19 protein-coding genes are annotated in these 18,546 nt (G+C 72.0%); 8 read left to right on the top strand and 11 right to left on the bottom strand.

Annotated elements, in window-relative coordinates:
• Window positions 1–164: 164 nt before the first annotated feature.
• Window positions 165–848: a response regulator gene (locus tag PS271_RS15810; RefSeq protein ID WP_398382493.1), complete on the bottom strand. Its 684-nt coding sequence runs from the start codon at window positions 846–848 to the stop codon at window positions 165–167.
• Window positions 836–2,584, bottom strand: a complete 1,749-nt coding sequence (locus tag PS271_RS15805; RefSeq protein WP_398382492.1) for a sensor histidine kinase — start codon at window positions 2,582–2,584, stop codon at window positions 836–838. Before PS271_RS15805 ends, PS271_RS15810 begins: the two co-directional genes overlap by 13 nt.
• Window positions 2,585–2,705: 121 nt before the next feature.
• Here PS271_RS15805 and PS271_RS15800 point away from each other — a divergent pair, with 121 nt between their 5' ends.
• The 5 genes from PS271_RS15800 (at window position 2,706) to cseC (ending at window position 7,122) form a co-directional block, all read left to right on the top strand.
• Window positions 2,706–3,659, top strand: a complete 954-nt coding sequence (locus PS271_RS15800; protein WP_398382491.1) for an HhH-GPD family protein — start codon at window positions 2,706–2,708, stop codon at window positions 3,657–3,659.
• A gap of 196 nt (window positions 3,660–3,855) precedes the next feature.
• Entirely contained in the window at window positions 3,856–4,404 is a 549-nt protein-coding gene (locus PS271_RS15795; protein WP_120755533.1) for a SigE family RNA polymerase sigma factor, read from the top strand.
• Window positions 4,392–5,060, top strand: a complete 669-nt coding sequence (locus PS271_RS15790; protein ID WP_398382490.1) for a hypothetical protein — start codon at window positions 4,392–4,394, stop codon at window positions 5,058–5,060. Before PS271_RS15795 ends, PS271_RS15790 begins: the two co-directional genes overlap by 13 nt.
• 7 nt (window positions 5,061–5,067) lie before the next feature.
• The gene (gene cseB, locus PS271_RS15785) at window positions 5,068–5,775 is read left to right on the top strand and encodes a two-component system response regulator CseB (protein ID WP_398382489.1); all 708 of its coding nucleotides are present in this window, start codon (window positions 5,068–5,070) and stop codon (window positions 5,773–5,775) included.
• A gap of 45 nt (window positions 5,776–5,820) precedes the next feature.
• Window positions 5,821–7,122, top strand: coding sequence for a two-component system sensor histidine kinase CseC (gene cseC, locus PS271_RS15780; protein WP_398382488.1), 1,302 nt, complete (start codon window positions 5,821–5,823; stop codon window positions 7,120–7,122).
• Window positions 7,123–7,193: 71 nt separating this feature from the next.
• Here the strand turns inward: cseC and PS271_RS15775 are convergent, their stop codons facing one another.
• Both PS271_RS15775 and PS271_RS15770 read right to left on the bottom strand, forming a co-directional pair.
• Window positions 7,194–7,682, bottom strand: a complete 489-nt coding sequence (locus tag PS271_RS15775; protein WP_398382487.1) for a VOC family protein — start codon at window positions 7,680–7,682, stop codon at window positions 7,194–7,196.
• 114 nt (window positions 7,683–7,796) lie between these two features.
• The gene (locus PS271_RS15770; RefSeq protein ID WP_398382486.1) at window positions 7,797–8,531 is read right to left on the bottom strand and encodes a M23 family metallopeptidase; all 735 of its coding nucleotides are present in this window, start codon (window positions 8,529–8,531) and stop codon (window positions 7,797–7,799) included.
• A 350-nt stretch (window positions 8,532–8,881) separates the two neighbouring features.
• Here PS271_RS15770 and PS271_RS15765 point away from each other — a divergent pair, with 350 nt between their 5' ends.
• Both PS271_RS15765 and PS271_RS15760 read left to right on the top strand, forming a co-directional pair.
• The gene (locus tag PS271_RS15765) at window positions 8,882–9,220 is read left to right on the top strand and encodes a trypco2 family protein (protein WP_356289707.1); all 339 of its coding nucleotides are present in this window, start codon (window positions 8,882–8,884) and stop codon (window positions 9,218–9,220) included.
• Window positions 9,221–9,222: 2 nt separating this feature from the next.
• A complete protein-coding gene (locus tag PS271_RS15760) occupies window positions 9,223–11,445 on the top strand; it encodes an NACHT domain-containing protein (protein ID WP_398382485.1) in 2,223 nt (740 codons plus the stop codon).
• Between the two features lie 78 nt (window positions 11,446–11,523).
• Here the strand turns inward: PS271_RS15760 and PS271_RS15755 are convergent, their stop codons facing one another.
• Window positions 11,524–14,049, bottom strand: coding sequence for an ATP-dependent Clp protease ATP-binding subunit (locus PS271_RS15755; RefSeq protein ID WP_235481647.1), 2,526 nt, complete (start codon window positions 14,047–14,049; stop codon window positions 11,524–11,526).
• 499 nt (window positions 14,050–14,548) lie between these two features.
• Between PS271_RS15755 and PS271_RS15750 the strand changes: the two genes are divergently transcribed.
• Complete coding sequence (locus tag PS271_RS15750) at window positions 14,549–15,178, top strand: SCO3374 family protein (protein WP_398382484.1); 630 nt, start codon at window positions 14,549–14,551, stop codon at window positions 15,176–15,178.
• Here the strand turns inward: PS271_RS15750 and PS271_RS15745 are convergent.
• The 6 genes from PS271_RS15745 to PS271_RS15720 all read right to left on the bottom strand — a co-directional run bounded on the left by PS271_RS15745 (window position 15,109) and on the right by PS271_RS15720 (window position 18,465).
• On the bottom strand, window positions 15,109–15,450 hold the full coding sequence (locus PS271_RS15745) for a histone-like nucleoid-structuring protein Lsr2 (protein ID WP_120755524.1): 342 nt from the start codon (window positions 15,448–15,450) through the stop codon (window positions 15,109–15,111). The two genes, PS271_RS15750 and PS271_RS15745, sit on opposite strands and share 70 nt — an antisense overlap.
• 160 nt (window positions 15,451–15,610) lie before the next feature.
• A complete protein-coding gene (locus tag PS271_RS15740) occupies window positions 15,611–16,129 on the bottom strand; it encodes an amino-acid N-acetyltransferase (RefSeq protein WP_120755523.1) in 519 nt (172 codons plus the stop codon).
• Between the two features lie 9 nt (window positions 16,130–16,138).
• Entirely contained in the window at window positions 16,139–16,534 is a 396-nt protein-coding gene (locus tag PS271_RS15735; RefSeq protein WP_398382483.1) for a BlaI/MecI/CopY family transcriptional regulator, read from the bottom strand.
• Window positions 16,535–16,673: 139 nt separating this feature from the next.
• A complete protein-coding gene (locus tag PS271_RS15730; protein WP_398382482.1) occupies window positions 16,674–16,853 on the bottom strand; it encodes a hypothetical protein in 180 nt (59 codons plus the stop codon).
• 78 nt (window positions 16,854–16,931) lie between these two features.
• The gene (locus PS271_RS15725) at window positions 16,932–17,660 is read right to left on the bottom strand and encodes a hypothetical protein (RefSeq protein WP_398382481.1); all 729 of its coding nucleotides are present in this window, start codon (window positions 17,658–17,660) and stop codon (window positions 16,932–16,934) included.
• Between the two features lie 154 nt (window positions 17,661–17,814).
• A complete protein-coding gene (locus PS271_RS15720; RefSeq protein WP_398382480.1) occupies window positions 17,815–18,465 on the bottom strand; it encodes a hypothetical protein in 651 nt (216 codons plus the stop codon).
• Window positions 18,466–18,546 lie beyond the last annotated feature (81 nt).

The following is an 18,546-nucleotide window of genomic DNA, read 5'->3' as shown; positions in this document are numbered from 1 at the left end:
CCCTCACCGCTGTGGCACTTCGCCGTCGCGGCGGGCATTTTTCTCCGGCCCCCCAGCCGGGCCCACCCCCGCTTCGCCGGTGCGGCGGGCAGGATTCTTCCGCCGCGACGGCGAAGTACCCCCACGCCGCCCACCGGCGGTGCCGAACCGGCCGTGCGCACGGCCTACTCGGCCGACGGGGAACCCGTCACCAGACCCGCCTCGTACGCGATGATCGCGGCCTGGACGCGGTTGTCGACCTCCAGGCGGTCCAGGACCGCGCTCACGTAGCCCTTTACCGTGCCTTCGACCAGATGCAGCCGGCGGCCGATGGCCGCGTTGGAGAGGCCCTCGCCCAGGAGGGCGAGTACCTCGCGTTCGCGGGTGGTCAGGTCGGCGATGCGGGCGCGGGCGGAGGCGCCGCGGGTGAGCCGTTCGCCGCCCAGTTCGGCGATGACGTGCCGGGCGACCTTCGGGGAGAGGTACGCGCCGCCGTCCGCGACCGCGCGGACGCCGGTCATCAGTTCGTAGGGGTCGCCGGACTTGAGGAGGAAGCCGGTGGCCCCGCCGCCCAGCGCACGGGAGATGTAGGCGTCTTCGGAGAACGTCGTGAGGATCGCGACCGCCGTGCCGGGCGCGGTCCGGCGGATCTCCTCGCACGCGGCGAGGCCGTCCATGCGCGGCATGCGGATGTCGAGCAGCGCGACGTCCGGCCGGTGGGCACGGGCCGCCTCCACGGCCTCGCGGCCGTCCGCCGCCTCCGCGACCACCTCGATGCCCGGATCGGCGGACAGGATCGCGCGGACGCCGGCGCGGATCATCGCCTCGTCGTCGGCGACGAGGACTCTGACGGTGCTCACCGCAGCCATTCTTTCTCCTCCTGTTCCACGATGCCGGCGGCGCCGACCCGTGGGATGCGGCTCTTCGCGACGAGGCGCCCGTCGCGGAAGCAGAGCCGGAAATGTTCGACGCTGACGAAGAGTTCGCCGCTCGCCCGGTAGTAGCGGCACTCCGCCCCGGCGGGCGGGGCGGACGGGTCGCGGTCGGACGGCGGGTCGGTGACCTGCCGGTCCGGGAGGAGCGGCGCGACGTCGGCGTACGGCGCGCCGACGCGCAGGGCCGCGTAGTCGGCGGGCTTCAGCACCGAGTGGGTCTTGACGTAGGCGTACGAGCCGAACGCCACGGCGACGAAGACGGCCCCGCCGGCGGCCGCGACGGCGAAGGGGACGGCGAACCGCCGCCGGGCGGTGCGCTGAGCGCGCGCGAGGGCTTCGAAGTCGGTGGGCCGGTGCGCGGGCACCGCGCGGGGCCCCGGCTCGTGCGGCAGCCGCGCCCGCACCCGGAAGCTTCCGCCGTCCCCGTCCGCCCCCGCCGTGAACTCGCCTCCCGCGAGCGCCACACGCTCCCGCAGCGCCAGCAGCCCCGTACCGCCGCCGGACCCGGAAGCGGCCCCGGACGCGGACACGGACGGCGAGCCGCCCGCCGAAGCCGACGGCTCGCTCACGACCGTCACCACCGTCTCCCGCGCCCCCGTCTCCACCGTGACGCTCACCTCCGCCCCCGGCGCGTGCTTCGCCGCGTTCGTCAGCGCCTCCTGCACGACGCGGTACGCGGCCCGCTCCACGAGCGGCGGCAGCACCGCCTCGCGCGGCAGCAGAGCGCGTACGGGCAGGCCGGAGGCCGCCGCGCGGTCCACGAGGGCGGGCAGCGAGTCGTCCGGCGGGGCCAGCGGCGCGGGCCCGGGCGGCGGGGCGGCGTCGCGCAGGACGCCGATGATGTCGCGGAGCCGGTCCGTCGCCGCCGCGGCGGCCCCGCGCAGGTCGGCGGCGGCCGCCCGGTGCGCCGCGTCGAGGCCCGGCGCGACCTGCAAGGCCCCGGCGCGCAGCGCGATCAGGCTCAGCTCGTGGCCGAGGGAGTCGTGCATGTCCTGGGCGATGCGGGCGCGTTCCCGCAGCCGGGCCCGGTCCGCGACGATCTCCTGCTCGCGCTCCAGCTGCGCCGCCCGGCTCCAGCCCGCGGCGACGAGCTCGCGCGCCTGGCGCCGGTACCGGCCGGCCAGCCAGGGGAAGACCGCGCCGAACAGCAGCGTGCCGATCAGAACCAGCCATTCGATGACGGGGTCGGTGTGGCGGGCGAGGACGAGCACCGTGCCAGCGGCCGCGACGGCCGGGAAGGCGTACAGGGCGGGGCGCGTCCGGGCCGAGCGGCGGCCCAGCAGGTAGGCGAAGACGGAGAGGGCGGGCCCGTAGGAGAGCGTGAAGAGCGAGGGCGACGCGGCCAGGCCCAGCCCGGCGGCGAGGCCGAGCGCGAGCACGGGCCGGGCGCGGGAGACGGCGACGGCGGCGGCGAGGACGGCCGCTCCGGCCGCGGCCTGCCACCAGGGCCGGGGCGCGTTCAGGCCGAGCAGGTCCGCGGCGACGCCGGGCGCGGTGAGCGCCGCCCACAGCAGGGCGTCGCGCAGGGCCCGGCCCGGAAACCCGGCTCCGGCCCTGATCGGAAACCCGGTCCGGGCCCAGGCGGGAAATCCGGTCCGGGCCCAAGTCGGAAGCCTGGTCCCGGCCCTGCTCAGGGCCCTTCCCAGGGTGGTGGTCGTGCGGCGGCTCACCCGCACGACGGTACAAGCCGCCCGCGCCCGCGCGCCCCTGACGAAAGTCAGACGAAAGTCAGGTGAACGGGGCCCGGCGCGTTTCTCCGCCGTCCGCGGCCGTGCCAGGATCGGAAGCGCCATGACTGTGACAGACCGCACCACCGCCGCCCTACCCGAGCCCTCCTCCGAGACCTCCCCCGGGATCCTCTCCGGGCCCTCCGCCGGCGCACTCCACGGACCGGTCATCGACTGGTTCGACGCGCACGCCCGCGACCTGCCCTGGCGGCGCCCGGAGGCCGGCGCGTGGGGCGTGATGGTCAGCGAGTTCATGCTCCAGCAGACGCCGGTCAGCCGCGTCCTGCCGGTGTACGAGCAGTGGCTCGCGCGCTGGCCGCGCCCGGCGGACCTGGCGGCCGAGCCGCCCGGCGAGGCGGTGCGCGCCTGGGGCCGGCTCGGCTACCCGCGGCGGGCGCTGCGGCTGCACGCCGCCGCGACGGCGATCACGGAGCTGCACGGCGGCGAGGTGCCGAGCGACCACGCCCGGCTGCTGGCGCTGCCGGGCGTCGGCGAGTACACGGCGGCGGCGGTGGCCTCGTTCGCGTACGGGCAGCGGCACGCGGTCCTCGACACCAACGTGCGCAGGGTGTTCGCGCGCGCCGTGAGCGGCGCGCAGTACCCGCCGAACGCGACGACGGCGGCCGAGCGCAAGCTGGCCCGCGCCCTGCTGCCGGAGAGCGAGCCGGTCGCGGCCCGCTGGGCGGCCGCGACGATGGAGCTGGGCGCGCTGGTGTGCACGGCGCGCACGCCGGTCTGCGGGCGCTGCCCGATCGCCGACCGGTGCGCGTGGCGTGCCGCGGGCTCCCCGGCGCACGACGGCCCGCCGCGCCGCGGCCAGACCTATGCGGGGACGGACCGGCAGGTGCGCGGAAAGCTGCTGGCGGTGCTGCGGGAGGCGCTGGAGCCCGTGCCGCAGGTGGCGCTGGACGCCGTCTGGGACGAGCCGGTGCAGCGGGCCAGGGCGCTGGACGGGCTGGTGGCGGACGGTCTGGTGGAGCCGCTGGAGGACGGGACGTACCGGCTGCCGCTGGCGTAGCCCCGAACAGGACAGAGCCCCCTTTTCACGCCCTACCGCCCCTGCTCCCGCAGCGCTGTTACACAACCTATGGATAGCTGTGCACCAGCCGCAGTGCTGCCGCACATCACGTCGCAACAGCGCCTCCGTAGCGTCCATCTCGTGCTGGGAGACCACCAGCGTGACGCGGGGATGCAAGCGGAATGGAGGCTGCGAGATGGCCAGCAGCGGCAAGGTTCTGGACTTCGAGGAGTACGTGCGCAACCGTCAGGACGCGCTCCTGCGCAGCGCCCGCCGTCTCGTGCCGGACCCCATCGACGCGCAGGACCTCCTCCAGACCGCTCTCGTGCGCACCTACGGCCGCTGGGAGGGCATAGCGGACAAGTCGCTGGCCGACGCCTACCTCCGCCGTGTCATGATCAACACTCGTACGGAGTGGTGGCGCGCCCGCAAGCTCGACGAGGTGCCCACCGAGCAGCTCCCCGACGCCAGCGTCGAGGACGGCACCGAGCAGCACGCCGACCGCGCCCTGCTGATGGACGTCCTGGGCGTCCTGGCGCCCAAGCAGCGCAGCGTCGTCGTGCTGCGACACTGGGAGCAGATGAGCACCGAGGAGACCGCGGAGGCGCTCGGCATGTCGACCGGAACGGTCAAGAGCACGCTGCACCGGGCCCTGGCCCGGCTGCGCCAGGAACTGGAGAGCCGCGACCTGGACTTCCACGCCCTCGAGCGCAACGAGCGGGGGCAGGAACGGTGCGCAGCCTGAAAAAGGCGGCTCCCCCCAGGCCGGTTCTGATCACCGGCGGCACGGTCACCGCACTGGCCGCTGCCGCCGGTCTTCTGCTTGCCGGATGCAATGCGGGCAGCGAGGGCGTGCGCAAGGAAGGCACCGCGCAGACGCAGTCCGCGGCGAAGCCCACCCGGCTGCCCTCGGCCTCGGCGTCGGCGGGGCAACCGCAGGAGAAGGTCGACGCGGTCAAGCTGATCAAGGGCGATCCGAAGATCGGCGCCCAGGTCAAGAAGGACCTCAAGCCCTGCGTGAAGAACCAGTACCCGCTGGACGTGATCTACGGGAAGCTGACCGAGGGCTCCCGCGACGACATCGTGGTCAACATCCTGACCTGCGGCGATTCCGTGGGCGTGGGCTCGTATGTGTACCGTGCGAAGGGCGACGGCTCCTACGAGAACGTGTTCATGATCGAGCAGGCGCCGGTGTACGCCGAGATCGACCGCCGCGACCTCCGGGTCACCAAGCAGGTCTACGGGCCCGGTGACGCGGTCTGCTGCGCGTCGGGCGAGGATGTCATGACGTACCACTGGTCGGGTTCGGAGTTCCGGGAGACGGGGCGCACGCACACCGACTACAGCAAGGCCGGCAACAACGACAAGGACGACTTCCCGAGCGTGGGAACGGAGGGCTGAGAGCAGCGTGGCCGATACGCATGTGCTCTTCGTAGAGGACGACGACGTCATCCGTGAGGCGACCCAGCTGGCGCTGGAGCGCGACGGCTTCGAGGTGACGGCGGTGCCGGACGGGCTGCTGGGGCTGGAGAGGTTCCGCGCCCGCAAGCCCGACATCGCGCTGCTCGACGTCATGGTCCCGGGTCTGGACGGCGTCAGCCTCTGCCGCCGGATCCGCGACGAGTCGACCGTTCCCGTGATCATGCTGTCGGCGCGCGCGGACTCCATCGACGTCGTCCTGGGCCTGGAGGCCGGGGCCGACGACTACGTCACCAAGCCCTTCGACGGCGCCGTGCTCGTCGCCCGCATACGGGCCGTGCTGCGCCGCTTCGGACACGCCAGCGGGCCGGGCGGCACGGCCGGTGCCGACGCCCCCGAGGAGCTGGAGTGCGGCGTGCTGCGCTTCGGCGACCTGGAGGTCGACACGGACGGCATGGAGGTCCGCAAGGGCGGCGTGCCCGTCGCGCTGACCCCGACCGAGATGCGGCTGCTGCTGGAGTTCTCCGCGGCGCCCGGCACGGTGCTCTCCCGCGACCGGCTGCTGGAGCGCGTGTGGGACTACGGCTGGGGCGGCGACACCCGGGTCGTCGACGTCCACGTGCAGCGGCTGCGCGGCAAGATCGGCCAGGACCGGATCGAGACGGTCCGCGGCTTCGGCTACAAGCTCAGAGGGTGACACGGGTGACCACCCCATGGTGATCCGTTCCACGGTGGCCGGCTCGTGGTGAAGCTCGCCCTCCGCTCCGGTCTGCGCTGGAAGGTCAGCCTCGCCATCGCGGGCGTCGGCGCGCTCGTCGCGGTGGCGCTCAGCCTCGTCGTGCACAACGCCGCCCGCCTGTCGATGCTCGACAACAGCCGCGACGTCATGGACGAGCGCGTGCAGATCGCCCAGCGGTACTACGAGAACACCGGCCGGCTGATGCTGCACGCCAAGATCGACGACCCGGCGCTGCCCAAGCCCCTGCGCGACGCCGCCGCCATCGGCCAGCGCGCCACCTTCCTCCAGGACTCCGGCGACGGGGCCTCCCCCGAGGTCTGGGCCTCGGTGCCGGTCCGCAACGGCAAGATCCTCTCGATCCACACCCGGTTCAAGGACCGGTTCTCCATCATCGACGCCCTCGACAAGGCGCTGATCATCGGCTCGGTCTCCGTCGTCCTCGGCGGCTGCGCCCTCGGCATCCTCATCGGCGACCAGCTCTCCCGCCGGCTGCGCAAGGCCTCGGCGGCCGCCCGCAAGCTCGCCGACGGCGACTCGGAGGTACGCGTCCGCGAGGCCATCGGCGGCCGCGTGCGCGACGAGACCGACGACCTGGCCCGCGCCGTCGACGGCATGGCCGAGGCCCTCCAGCGCCGGCTGGAGGCCGAGCGGCGCGTCACCGCGGACATCGCCCACGAGCTGCGCACGCCCGTCACCGGCCTGCTCACCGCCGCCGAGCTGCTGCCGCCGGGCCGGCCCACCGAGCTGGTGCGCGACCGGGCGCAGGCCATGCGCACCCTCGTCGAGGACGTCCTGGAGGTGGCCCGGCTGGACGGCTTCGCCGAGCGCGCCGAGATGCAGGAGCTCCTGCTGGGCGAGTTCGTCGAGCGCCGCGTGCGCGCCTTCGATCCGGAGGCCCGCGTACGGGTCGCCCGGGACGCCTACGTCTCCACCGACCCGCGCCGCCTGGAGCGCATCATCGGCAACCTCCTGGCCAACGCCGCCAAGCACGGCAAGCCGCCGTTCGACGTGACCGTCGAGGGGCGCGTGCTGCGGGTGCGCGACCACGGCCCCGGCTTCCCCGAGGAGCTGCTGCAAGAGGGCCCGAGCCGGTTCCGTACGGGCAGCACGGACCGCGCGGGCAAGGGCCACGGCCTGGGCCTGACCATCGCCGTGGGCCAGGCCCGCGTCCTGGGCGCGCGCCTGACCTTCCGCAACGCCGACCCGGAGGTCGAGGGCGGCACGGGGGCGATCGCGGTGCTGTGGCTGCCGGAGTCGGCGCCGACGAGCACGGGCACGTTCCCGGTCATCCAGGTGCCGGACTAGGCCGGGGCCCGGGCGGACCGAGCGCGCGGGCTGCCGGCGTCACGTTGTCACGGCCTCACGGCCGCACGGCCTCACATCGGGTCGATGCACTCGCCCCAGGCCTTGTCGAGGTCCAGCTGCTCGTTGCGCTGCGTCAGCGAGAACCGGTTGCCGGAGTCGTCGCGCAGGATCGCCTCCGTGCCGTACGGCCGCTCCTGGGGCTCCTGCAAGAACTCCACGCCCTTGGCCTTGAACGCCTCGTAGTCGCGGTGGATGTCGTCGGTGCTGAGCACCCCCGCACCCAGGGCGCCCTCGGCGACCAGTTTCTTCATGGCCTCCGCGGATTCCGGGCCGAGCCCGGGCGGGCCGGGGACCATCAGCGTGAGTTCGACGTCCGGCTGGTCCTTGGCGCCGACCGTGAGCCAGCGCATTCCCTTGCCGCCGCTGTCACCGCCGTGGCCGCTGCCTTCGCCCATGGTCATATCGGTGCGGACATCGAAACCGAGCTTGTTCGTGTAGAAGTCCTTCGCCCGGTCCTGGTCGAGAACCCAGACGGTGGCGATGGCAATTCCCTTGATCATTACGCACCACTCCGATCACCGGCTTTTCCCCTGCATTACCACCGTAAAAGCAGAAGCCGGCGCACCGCGTATCGCGGTGCGCCGGCTCCCGGAGGTTCTGCCGGATCCGGTGGATCAGAGGTTCTCGCCGTGGGCCTTCATGAAGCCGACCGGCTCGACGGCGGTGCCGTAGTTCGGGGTGGTGCGGATCTCGAAGTGCAGGTGGGGGCCGGACGAGTTGCCGGTGGAGCCCGACAGGCCGATGACCTGGCCGGTCGTGACGGTCTGGCCGACCGAGACCTTCACCTGCGAGAGGTGGGCGTACTGCGAGTACGTGTTGTCGGCGTGCTTGATCACGATGGCGTTGCCGTACGCGGGGCCGTCGCCGCCGCCGTTCGGGCCGGCCTTGACGACGGTGCCGCCGTGCACGGACATGACGGGCGTGCCGGTGCCCACGACCAGGTCCTGGCCGCTGTGCTTGGCGGCCCACATCTTGCCGGCCTTACCGAAGGGCTGGCCGATCTGGTAGCCGGCGACGGGGGCGACCCAGGCGTCGGCACGCTTGCGCGAGGCCTCGGCCTGCTTGCGGGCGTCGTCGGCACGCTTGTCGGCGTCCCGCTTGGCCTGCTCGGCGGCCTGCTTCTCCTTCTCCGCCACCTTCAGCTGCGTCTCGGCCTGCTTGTTCAGCGCGGACTCCAGGCCCGCGACCGACGCGAACGCCGGGAACCCGCTCACCGTGGCAGTGGTGTCGGCTGCGAGCGCGACCCCGGAACCCAGCGCGACCGATGCTCCCAGGCCGGCCACCACGAAGGCGGCGCGGGTACGGAGAACGGTCTTGCTCGAGTTACGGAAAGCGGTGCGCTTCGACATACGGATAAACCTCCAGGCATAAACAGGTCCCGGCTGCGGACCGGGATCGCCCTACCTTGGTAACCCGCATTCGCCCCGCTGCCAAGGACGGCCCCTACTAACGAATGCCGTAGCGGCGGAGTGGATATTCACCCCTTTCCCGGCAGGGGTTCCGTACGGTTTTTGGGGGAAATCCGGCACCCCGCGTCTGCTATTTCCCTTAGTACGTGACGCACGCCCTATGGCGGGTGTCACCGCCGAAGGACATTCGGCCTCCCCTGTTCCGGGACCAAAGGCCCGGTCTCGGCGGTACGCTCCCCGTCAGCGGGTACGCACGGAGCGTGCGGCCCCACAGGGGCTGGGGGTGGAGGATGAGCAGCGAGTTCGAGGACATCGAGCTGGCGGATGCCGTACAGGCGGTCCGGGAGGGCCTGACCTCGGCGGCGGCCCGGGGCGCGGGGCAGGACCTGGCCTTCGAGGTGGGCGAGATCGCCATGGAGTTCACCGTCGAGATCCGCAAGGACCTCAAGGGCTCGGGCGGGGTGAAGGCCTGGGTGATCAGCGCGGACGCGGAGGCGTCCCGCGGCTCGACCCGTACGCACAAGGTCGCGTTCACCCTGACCCCTAAGGACGCGCGCACGGGCGGCAGCTGGCGCGTGGGCAACGAGCGGCCGGGCGGGGTGTCGCGGTTCGGGCCCTCCGGGCAGTAGCCGTGGGCGCGGCGAGAGCGTCGGTGCCGTCCGTCGAGGACCGGCTGGTGGCGGTGCTGGGGGCGCGGCAGGGCAGCGGGGTGCTGCTGACGCCGGAGCTGGTGCTGACCAGTGCGCATCTGTTCGGGAGCGACGACGCGGTCGAGGTCGCCGCGCCGGACGGCGGCGGGCGCGTGCCCTGTGACGTCGTGTGGTCGGGCGACCCCGGGACGTACGACGTGGCGCTCCTCGTGGCCCGCGAACCCGTGCTGCCGCTGGGGCAGGCGCCCCCGCTGCGCTGGGGCAAGTGCGCCGGCTGGCAGCCGATGCCGCGCTGCCAGGTGCTGGGCTTCCCCAGGGTCCAGCGGTACGCGGGCGAGGAGCTGGAGGCCGCCCAGATCCCGGGCACGCTGATGCCCCTGGCGGGGCGGATGCGCGGCCGGTACGTGCTGCACGCGGACCACCACCCGCCGGCGCCCGTCCCGGACGGCTCGCCCTGGGCGGGCCTGTCAGGTGGGCCGGTGTTCGCGGGCCCGCTGCTGATCGGCATCGCAAGCGGGGACCCGATGGGCTGGCAGCACGCCTCCATCGAGTCGGTGCCGCTGTCCGCGGTGATCGACGAGCCCGGTTTCCGGGATGCCCTCCTGAAGCACTGGCCCGACCCGCCGCGGTTCGAGGAGGTCTCCTCCGCCTACCCCGAGGACCTGGCCTACGAGCCCGCGTACGCGAAAGCCGTCAAGGCCGCCTACAGCCGGCTGGAGATCTTCGGCCTGGACGAGCTGAGCTCGGGCGACTGGGACCTGGACACGGCGTATCTGAGCCTGGAGGCCCAGTCACCGCACGCCCGCTCCGGGCCCCGGCGCATCGAAGACCTCCTCGGCTCCCGGCCGCGGACGGTCCTGCGGGGCGAGGCCGGAGCGGGCAAGACGACGCTCGTGTGGTGGCTGGCCTCCCACACCGTGTGCCGCACCTTGCCCGAGCAGCTGTCCGAGCTCGACGGAATGATCCCTTTCGTGATCCCCATGCGCAGCCTGGCCGCGAGGGGCATCACGTCGCCCACCCCGTCCCAGCTCCCCAAGATCGCGCGGCTGCCGGTCGACAAGCCCCCTGACGGCTGGGCCGGGCGCGTGCTGGAGGCCGGCCGCGGCCTGCTCCTGGTCGACGGAATGGACGAGATCCCGCAGCCGGACCGGGAGCTGGCCCGGAAGTGGCTCGCCGGACTCCTGCGCATGTACCCGCGGACGCGCTGCCTGGTCACCGTGCGCCCGCTGGCCGTCGGCAGCGATTGGCTGGAACAGGAGGGGTTCGAGGAACTCCGGCTGCTTCCTCTGGGCGATGAAGACATCCGGTCGTTCGTCGGTGCGTGGCACATGGCTGCCCGGCTGGAATGCGACAGGTACGCGGACGAGCACTGGGCGAAAAGGCAGCGCAAGCGACTCGACGCACTCGAACAAGAGCTCGGTCGCGAATTCCAGAGCAATAGCGTGCTGCGCGACCTGGCACGCACCCCCCTGCTCTGCGCGGTCATCTGCGCCCTCCACAGGGCGCGCAACGGCTTTCTTCCCGAGACCCGCTGGGAGCTCTACAGCGCTGCGCTGAACCTGATGCTGGCAACGCGCGACATCCACCGTCGCATTCATCAGCCCGAGGGAATCGAACTCACGGTGGACGAGGGTCGTCAGCTACTCCAGCGCATCGCTGTGTGGCTGGCCCGGAACGGCCGCGCCGAACTCACCCGCGAGCAGGCGGTACGCCAGCTCACATTGGCGTTGCGGGGCCTGCGTCGCGTACGGGCACAAGGCACTCCCCAGGCCGTGCTGATGCACCTGCTCAACCGCAGCGGGCTGCTCCAGGAGCGGTCGCCGGACGCAATCCAGTTCATTCACCGCACCTTCCAGGACTATCTGGCGGCGAAGGAGTTCCAGGAGAGCGACTGCCTGGACGAATTGCTGCTCCACGCGACGGAGGAGCAGTGGCAGGACGTCCTGCGGCTGGCCGTCGGGCACTGCGGGCGCAGTGAGGAGAAGCGCCTCATCGCCGGTCTGACGGCGGCGGCGGACGCGGCCCCGGACCGGGAGACGGAGTGGCCCTTGCGGGCGCTGGCGGCCCACTGCGCGCTCCATGCGAAGTACATCGAGGACGACCAGTACCAGCAGGTGTGGGCGGGGCTCAAAAGGCTGCTGCCTGCCCGCGACGAGAGGGAATTGCACGCCCTCGGTCAGGACGTCCTGGCGGCCGCCTCCTGACGGAAAACGGGCCGGCCCCGGAACCTCACGGTTCCGGGGCCGGCCCGCGTCGTGGAATGAGCGGAGCGCCGACGCGCCTTACGCGTCCTTGGACAGGTTGGGACCCGCCCCGCCCGCGGCCTGCTCGATCGGCGGAGTGTCCGGCAGGGCCGACTTCTCCTCACCGCGGAAGGTGAACTTCTTCTCCTCACCCTCGCCCTCGATGCCGACGACCACGATGTGGCCGGGGCGCAGCTCGCCGAAGAGGATCTTCTCGGAGAGGATGTCCTCGATCTCGCGCTGGATGGTCCGGCGCAGCGGGCGGGCGCCCAGGATCGGGTCGTAGCCCTTCTTGGCCAGGAGCAGCTTGGCGTCCGCGCTGAGCTCGATGCCCATGTCGCGGTCCTTCAGCCGCTCGTCCACCTTGGCGATCATCAGGTCGACGATCTGGATGATGTCTTCCTCGGACAGCTGGTGGAAGACCACCGTGTCGTCGACACGGTTGAGGAACTCGGGCCGGAAGTGCTGCTTGAGCTCCTCGTTGACCTTGGCCTTCATCCGCTCGTAGCCGGTCTTGACGTCGCCCTGGGCGGCGAAGCCCAGGTTGAAGCCCTTGGAGATGTCCCGGGTGCCGAGGTTGGTCGTCATGATGATGACGGTGTTCTTGAAGTCGACCACACGGCCCTGGGAGTCGGTCAGGCGACCGTCCTCCAGGATCTGGAGCAGCGAGTTGAAGATGTCCGGGTGGGCCTTCTCGACCTCGTCGAACAGGACCACCGAGAACGGCTTGCGGCGGACCTTCTCCGTCAGCTGGCCGCCCTCTTCGTAGCCGACGTAGCCGGGGGGCGAGCCGAAGAGGCGCGAGACGGTGTGCTTCTCGCTGAACTCCGACATGTCGAGGGAGATCAGGGCGTCCTCGTCGCCGAAGAGGAACTCGGCGAGCGTCTTGGACAGCTCCGTCTTACCGACGCCGGAGGGGCCGGCGAAGATGAACGATCCGCCCGGGCGCTTGGGGTCCTTGAGGCCCGCACGGGTGCGCCGGATGGCCTGGGAGAGCGCCTTGATGGCGTCCTTCTGGCCGATGACGCGCTTGTGCAGCTCGTCCTCCATGCGCAGCAGGCGGGAGGACTCCTCCTCCGTCAGCTTGAAGACCGGGATGCCGGTGGCCGTGGCGAGGACCTCGGCGATCAGCTCGCCGTCGACCTCGGCGACGACGTCCATGTCGCCGGCCTTCCACTCCTTCTCGCGCTTGGCCTTGGCGGCGAGGAGCTGCTTCTCCTTGTCGCGCAGGGAGGCGGCCTTCTCGAAGTCCTGCGAGTCGATCGCGGACTCCTTCTCCCGGCGCACGTCGGCGATCTTCTCGTCGAACTCGCGGAGGTCCGGCGGCGCGGTCATCCGGCGGATGCGCATCCGGGAGCCGGCCTCGTCGATCAGGTCGATCGCCTTGTCCGGCAGGAAGCGGTCGGAGATGTAGCGGTCGGCGAGCGTGGCGGCCTGGACCAGCGCCTCGTCCGTGATGGAGACGCGGTGGTGGGCCTCGTAGCGGTCGCGCAGACCCTTGAGGATCTCGATGGTGTGCGGCAGCGACGGCTCGGCCACCTGGATGGGCTGGAAGCGGCGCTCGAGGGCGGCGTCCTTCTCCAGGTGCTTGCGGTACTCGTCGAGCGTGGTGGCACCGATGGTCTGGAGCTCACCGCGGGCCAGCATCGGCTTGAGGATGCTGGCGGCGTCGATCGCGCCCTCGGCGGCGCCCGCACCCACCAGGGTGTGGAGCTCGTCGATGAACAGGATGATGTCGCCGCGGGTGCGGATCTCCTTGAGGACCTTCTTCAGGCGCTCCTCGAAGTCACCGCGGTAGCGGGAGCCGGCGACCAGGGCGCCGAGGTCGAGGGTGTAGAGGTGCTTGTCCTTGAGGGTCTCGGGCACCTCGCCCTTGACGATGGCCTGGGCCAGGCCCTCGACGACGGCGGTCTTGCCGACGCCGGGCTCGCCGATGAGGACCGGGTTGTTCTTGGTGCGGCGGGACAGCACCTGCATGACCCGCTCGATCTCCTTCTCGCGCCCGATGACCGGGTCGAGCTTGGACTCGCGGGCGGCCTGCGTCAGATTGCGGCCGAACTGGTCCAGGACGAGCGAGGTCGAGGGGGTGCCCTCGGCCGGGCCGCCGGCGGTGGCGGCCTCCTTGCCCTGGTAGCCCGAGAGCAGCTGGATGACCTGCTGACGGACCCGGTTGAGATCGGCGCCCAGCTTCACGAGGACCTGGGCGGCGACGCCCTCGCCCTCGCGGATCAGGCCGAGCAGGATGTGCTCCGTGCCGATGTAGTTGTGGCCGAGCTGAAGGGCCTCGCGGAGCGAGAGCTCCAGGACCTTCTTCGCACGGGGGGTGAAGGGGATGTGCCCGGACGGGGCCTGCTGGCCCTGGCCGATGATCTCCTCCACCTGCTGGCGGACCGCCTCGAGCGAAATCCCGAGGCTCTCCAGGGCCTTAGCGGCGACACCCTCACCCTCGTGGATCAGGCCCAGGAGGATGTGCTCGGTGCCGATGTAGTTGTGGTTGAGCATCCGGGCTTCTTCCTGAGCCAGGACGACAACCCGCCGCGCACGGTCGGTGAACCTCTCGAACATCGTTAATCGCTCCTCAGAGCGGTCAGGCAAGTAGGGGTCGGTCCCCTCCCTGTCCTTCCGCATGCTAGTCCCGCGGGACGGGACAGCTCATTCCAACTGCCGACATCCGTCCGGATCACCCCGCGTCGGCGGGGAAACCTGCTGCCGAACAGCCGACATCTCCTCCAACCCGATGGTGGGAGACGATGTTCCCGCAGGCCAGGCATATACGCTCGCCGTCACTACGCCGACGGCGAACGCGGGCCCGGCCCGACACGCCCGCCCATCGCCCGCCGCCACCCTCGGTGACGTGCTCCGCGCGGTGTCGCACCGCCTCTTCCCATGGGGAACCTCTTACCCGCAAGGATTGACAATCCATGCGGCGCGGGCACCGCCCATCCGCTACGGGCGAACACCCGCACGCCGCCCGAAGCGCCTGTGCGCCCCCCACTCCTTATACGGAGTGTGCCCAACTACCCACCCAGAGTAACCTCTTGGGTGTTTCGCAGTTGCACCGCACATGACCGTCATCCACCTGCGCCCCGGGGGTCCCGCAGCTCCATGGTGCCAGGCGAGGCGGTGGTACGAGCGCGCCCTCGGCTGGCCGACGTCCGGAAAAGCGCCCCTGGAGCTGCTGACCGGCGTCCGCTTCGACGCCCTGGGCCTGCCCCTGGACGCGGGCGCGGCGCTGCTCGGCCGCCCGGTGCGCACCGGGCCGGTCGTGCTCGACGCCCGGGCCCGGAGGCTGTGGTTCCTGCTGGCCCCGGGCAGCGCCGACGAGCTGCCGGTGCTGCTCGACTGGCTGGAGTGGGGCGAGGTGGCCCTGGACCTGTCCGTCCTGGGGCCGGACGGGCGGATCGCCGCGCCCGTGCCCGCCGGGCCGGAGCGGGCCGTGTGGGTGCGGCCTCCCCGGCCGGGGAAGTGCGGGGGCGGGGTCGAGCCGCCGCTGCCGGTGACCGGCCTCGGGGGCGAAGGAAACGCCCCCGATCTCGCACGGCTGGTGGGCGCGGCCGCCACGGAGGCGCACCGGGCCCGGCTGCTGCGCGCCCGGAGAGCACGCCGCCGCCTGCCGGGGAAAGGTCAGGCGTTGGCCTTCTCGTACGCCTCGCGGATGTCGGCGGGCACGCGGCCGCGGTCGTTGACGTTGTAGCCGTTCTTCTTGGCCCAAGCGCGGATCTTCGCGGTGTCCGGGCTGCCGCCCGAGACCGCGGCCGTGCGCGCCTTGCCGCGGGCGCCGGCGGCGCGGCCACCGGTGCGGCGGGCGGACTTCACGTAGTCCGCGAGCGCCTGGCGGAGCTTGTCCGCGTTGGCCGTGGTGAGGTCGATCTCGTACGTCTTCCCGTCCAGGGCGAACGTCACGGTCTCGTCGGCCTCGCCACCGTCGAGGTCATCGACAAGAAGGACCTGAACCTTCTGCGCCACGGGGAATCCTTTCAGTGGAAAATGGGATTACGGAGGAATAGCAAACCGCCTTTCCCGGAAAAACACAAACCCCCCGGGAAGGTTCAGCCCGCCTTCCGCGTGGGAAGCCTCCCTTCCGGAGCCATGTGATAGGGGCGCGATTCGGACATAGGGACCGCGATCACAGATGCAGAAGCATCCGGCTGTTGCCAAGGGTGTTCGGCTTCACCCGTTCGAGACCCAGGAACTCGGCGACGCCCTCGTCATAGGAACGCAGCAGCTCGCTGTAGACATCACCGTCCACGGGTGTCTCACCGATCTCCACGAAGCCGTGCTTCGCGAAGAAGTCGACTTCGAAGGTGAGGCAGAAAATGCGCCGCACGCCGAGCCAGCGCGCCGTCTGCAGCAGCTTGTCCAGTACGGCGTGGCCGACCCCGCCGCCCTTGACGTCCGGGTCCACCGCGAGAGTGCGTACCTCCGCGAGGTCTTCCCACATCACGTGCAGGGCCCCGCAGCCGACGACGGCGCCGTCCTCGTCCCGCTCGGCCACCCAGAACTCCTGGATGTCCTCGTAAAGAGTGACGGTGGCTTTGTCGAGCAGGATGCGGTCACGAACGTACGTGTTGATGAGGCGGCGCAGCGCCGCCACATCGCTGGTCCGGGCACGGCGGACGGTGACGACTTTTGATAGCGCGGGCATGCCCGGACGCTATCGTCCCGGGGCGCCCGGGCCGTCCGCGGGCCCGTCGAGTTGCACGACCCGGATCGCGTCCCGGAGGGCTTCGCGTTGTTCGGCCGACATCATGCCGAAGAAGGCGACGAGAGCGGCCGCGGGGTTGTCGCTCACGGACCACGCTTCGTTCATCAGTGCGGCTGAGTAGGCGGCCCGGTTGGAGACCGCCTCATATCGATAGGCCCGGCCTTCCGCTTCCCGTCGCAGCCAGCCCTTCTGATACAGGTTGTCCATTACGGTCATGACCGTCGTGTAGGCGATGGACCGTTCCTGTTGAAGGTCTTCCAGCACTTCTCGAACAGTGACCGGCCGGTTCCAGTCCCACACGCGCGTCATGACGGCGTCTTCCAGATCACCCAGGCGTCTGACCACACGCGAATAATAGTGGGAGATGTCTGGAATGACGCTTTATCGGAGCTGCAAAGGGGCAGCAAAAAGGGCGCACGGCGGGAATTGCGGCCCCTTGCCGTACGCCCCGTGAGCGACCGCGCCCGCGACGGGCGCGCCCGCCTCAGGCCGCGCTGCCCTTCGCGGGCTGCTGCGCGGCCTCGGCACGGGCCAGCGCGGCGTCGACCGCGGCGTCCTCCTTGCCCTTGTTCGCACCACCCTGGCTCTTGATGATCGTCACGACCAGGGCGGTGAAGGCGATCGCCATCACGACGGGCGGCACCAGTGCGGCGACATAGTCCATGGCCGTCGGCTCCTTCTGGATCGGGAAAGCACGGTTTGTCAGCGGCCCGTCCAGATTACGCGCGCGCCCGGCCGCCTTTCAGGCGGGTCGGGCGTGCGGCGCCTCGGCGCCCGGGGGCGGGGCGGGCTTGCGGCGGGGCGGGAAGACCTCGCCGGGCGTGGGGATGGGCCGGCCCGGGTGCGGCGCGGAGGGCTTGCCCGGCTCGCCGCCGGGCTTCTCCGCCGGCTTCTCCGCCGGTTTCCGGACCGGCTTCTGCCCGGGCCGCGGCGCGGAGGCCCCTGCGGTCGGCGGGCGGCCGCCGGGCAGGGCGAGCAGCGGGGTGCGGCGCAGCCGGATCCGCGCGGCGGGCACCGCGCAGGCCGTGCGGTCGGCGGCCGCGCCCCGGCCGGCGGGGCCCGCCGCGAGCTCGCAGCGGCGCAGCAGGGCGCGGTAGGCGGCGGTGGCGGGTCCGGCGGTGGGGGTGGCGCTCAGGGCGCGGAGCGCGTCGAGGTCCTCCGCGCGGGGCCGGTAGCCCGCCGCGAGGGCGTCCTGGAGGCGCTCGGCGTAGCCGGAGGCGGCTCCAGGGAGGGCGGCGCGGTAGCGGGCGAGGTCGGCGCGGAGGAAGGCGCGCAGCCGTCCGCTCTCCAGGACCGCCTCGTCCACGGCCTCGGCGAGCCGGAAGCAGTCGCGCGCCTCCGCGGCGCGCTCGGGGCCGGGGCGCCCGGGGACGGCATGGGGATGGAGGGCGATGGCGAGGGCTCGGCGCAGCACGCGCAGTTCGTCCGCGCTGAACGCCATGCCGCCGCGGGATCCGTATGGCGTGGGCATGCGCCGACTTTAAGTGCTAAACGGACAATTTTCGCATAGGTCGAACTTTTACGGCGTGGCCCGCCGAAGAATGTGCCCGCCGCAACGGCGAGGCGCCACGACGGCGAGGGTCCGGCGGAATGCGCGCCCACCGAAGCCTGCGCGGCCCGCGGGGTTACCGCCTGCGCCGCTTGACCCCGAACGCGATCGCTCCCGCCGAGACCGCCGTCCCCGACGTCGTCGCGAGCAGGAGCGTCCCGTTGGCCGCCGGCGAGGCGGCCGGCTCGGGCATGCGGTCCATGACCTCGACGCGGATCGGCGCCGTGTCGTTGCCGGGGTCCGGGTCGGACGCCGGCTCGCCGTCGCGGTCGAGGATCCGGACCAGCCCCTCCGCTCCGTCGACCTTCTCGTCGATGCGGACCCGGAAGCTGAGCGTGTCCCGCTCGCCCGCGGAGAAGTCCTCCTCGATGGAGCAGACGTACGAGCCCGGCGCCGCGCCCGGGCTCACCGCCGCCACGCACGGCTGCCGGGCGCCGCTGTGCGGGGCCGCGACGATCGCCGTGCCCGGCGGCGGCGTCACCTCGTACAGGCCGGGGCCGTGCCCGGGCCGCCCGCCGCCCGGGCCGGGGCCGCCGTTCCTGACGCCCAGCTCGACCTCGACGGTCTCGCCGACCCGGCCCACGACCGGATGGGCGACGGCCTGGTAGTCGGCGCGGGAGGCCGGCCCGGCCTGCGCCGGAGCGGCCTGCGCCGCGGCGGCGCACAGCCCCAGCCCGGCCGCCAGCGCCGCGGCGGGGACCGCCGCCCACCGCATTGTCCGCTTCATTCCCATACGCTCCACGCCCGTCGGATGCAGGATCAGGTTCCGCAGCTGACAGGACAGTTGAAACGGACGGTTGGTTGCGCG

Source organism: Streptomyces sp. SCA2-17, from assembly GCF_044336695.1.
Note: the sequence above shows the minus strand (reverse complement) of the source record. Positions and strands in the feature narration are given on the sequence as shown.

Bases quoted from the DNA above. Each gene is read 5' to 3' on its own strand.
- PS271_RS15725 (WP_398382481.1), bottom strand. From the start codon at position 17,660: ATGCCCACGCCATACGGATCCCGCGGCGGCATGGCGTTCAGCGCGGAC.
- PS271_RS15810 (WP_398382493.1), bottom strand. From the start codon at position 848: ATGGCTGCGGTGAGCACCGTCAGAGTCCTCGTCGCCGACGACGAGGCG.
- PS271_RS15800 (WP_398382491.1), top strand. From the start codon at position 2,706: ATGACTGTGACAGACCGCACCACCGCCGCCCTACCCGAGCCCTCCTCC.
- PS271_RS15755 (WP_235481647.1), bottom strand. From the start codon at position 14,049: ATGTTCGAGAGGTTCACCGACCGTGCGCGGCGGGTTGTCGTCCTGGCT.
- PS271_RS15770 (WP_398382486.1), bottom strand. From the start codon at position 8,531: ATGTCGAAGCGCACCGCTTTCCGTAACTCGAGCAAGACCGTTCTCCGT.
- PS271_RS15765 (WP_356289707.1), top strand. From the start codon at position 8,882: ATGAGCAGCGAGTTCGAGGACATCGAGCTGGCGGATGCCGTACAGGCG.
- PS271_RS15750 (WP_398382484.1), top strand. From the start codon at position 14,549: ATGACCGTCATCCACCTGCGCCCCGGGGGTCCCGCAGCTCCATGGTGC.
- PS271_RS15730 (WP_398382482.1), bottom strand. From the start codon at position 16,853: ATGGACTATGTCGCCGCACTGGTGCCGCCCGTCGTGATGGCGATCGCC.
- PS271_RS15720 (WP_398382480.1), bottom strand. From the start codon at position 18,465: ATGAAGCGGACAATGCGGTGGGCGGCGGTCCCCGCCGCGGCGCTGGCG.
- PS271_RS15775 (WP_398382487.1), bottom strand. From the start codon at position 7,682: ATGATCAAGGGAATTGCCATCGCCACCGTCTGGGTTCTCGACCAGGAC.
- PS271_RS15795 (WP_120755533.1), top strand. From the start codon at position 3,856: ATGGCCAGCAGCGGCAAGGTTCTGGACTTCGAGGAGTACGTGCGCAAC.
- PS271_RS15740 (WP_120755523.1), bottom strand. From the start codon at position 16,129: ATGCCCGCGCTATCAAAAGTCGTCACCGTCCGCCGTGCCCGGACCAGC.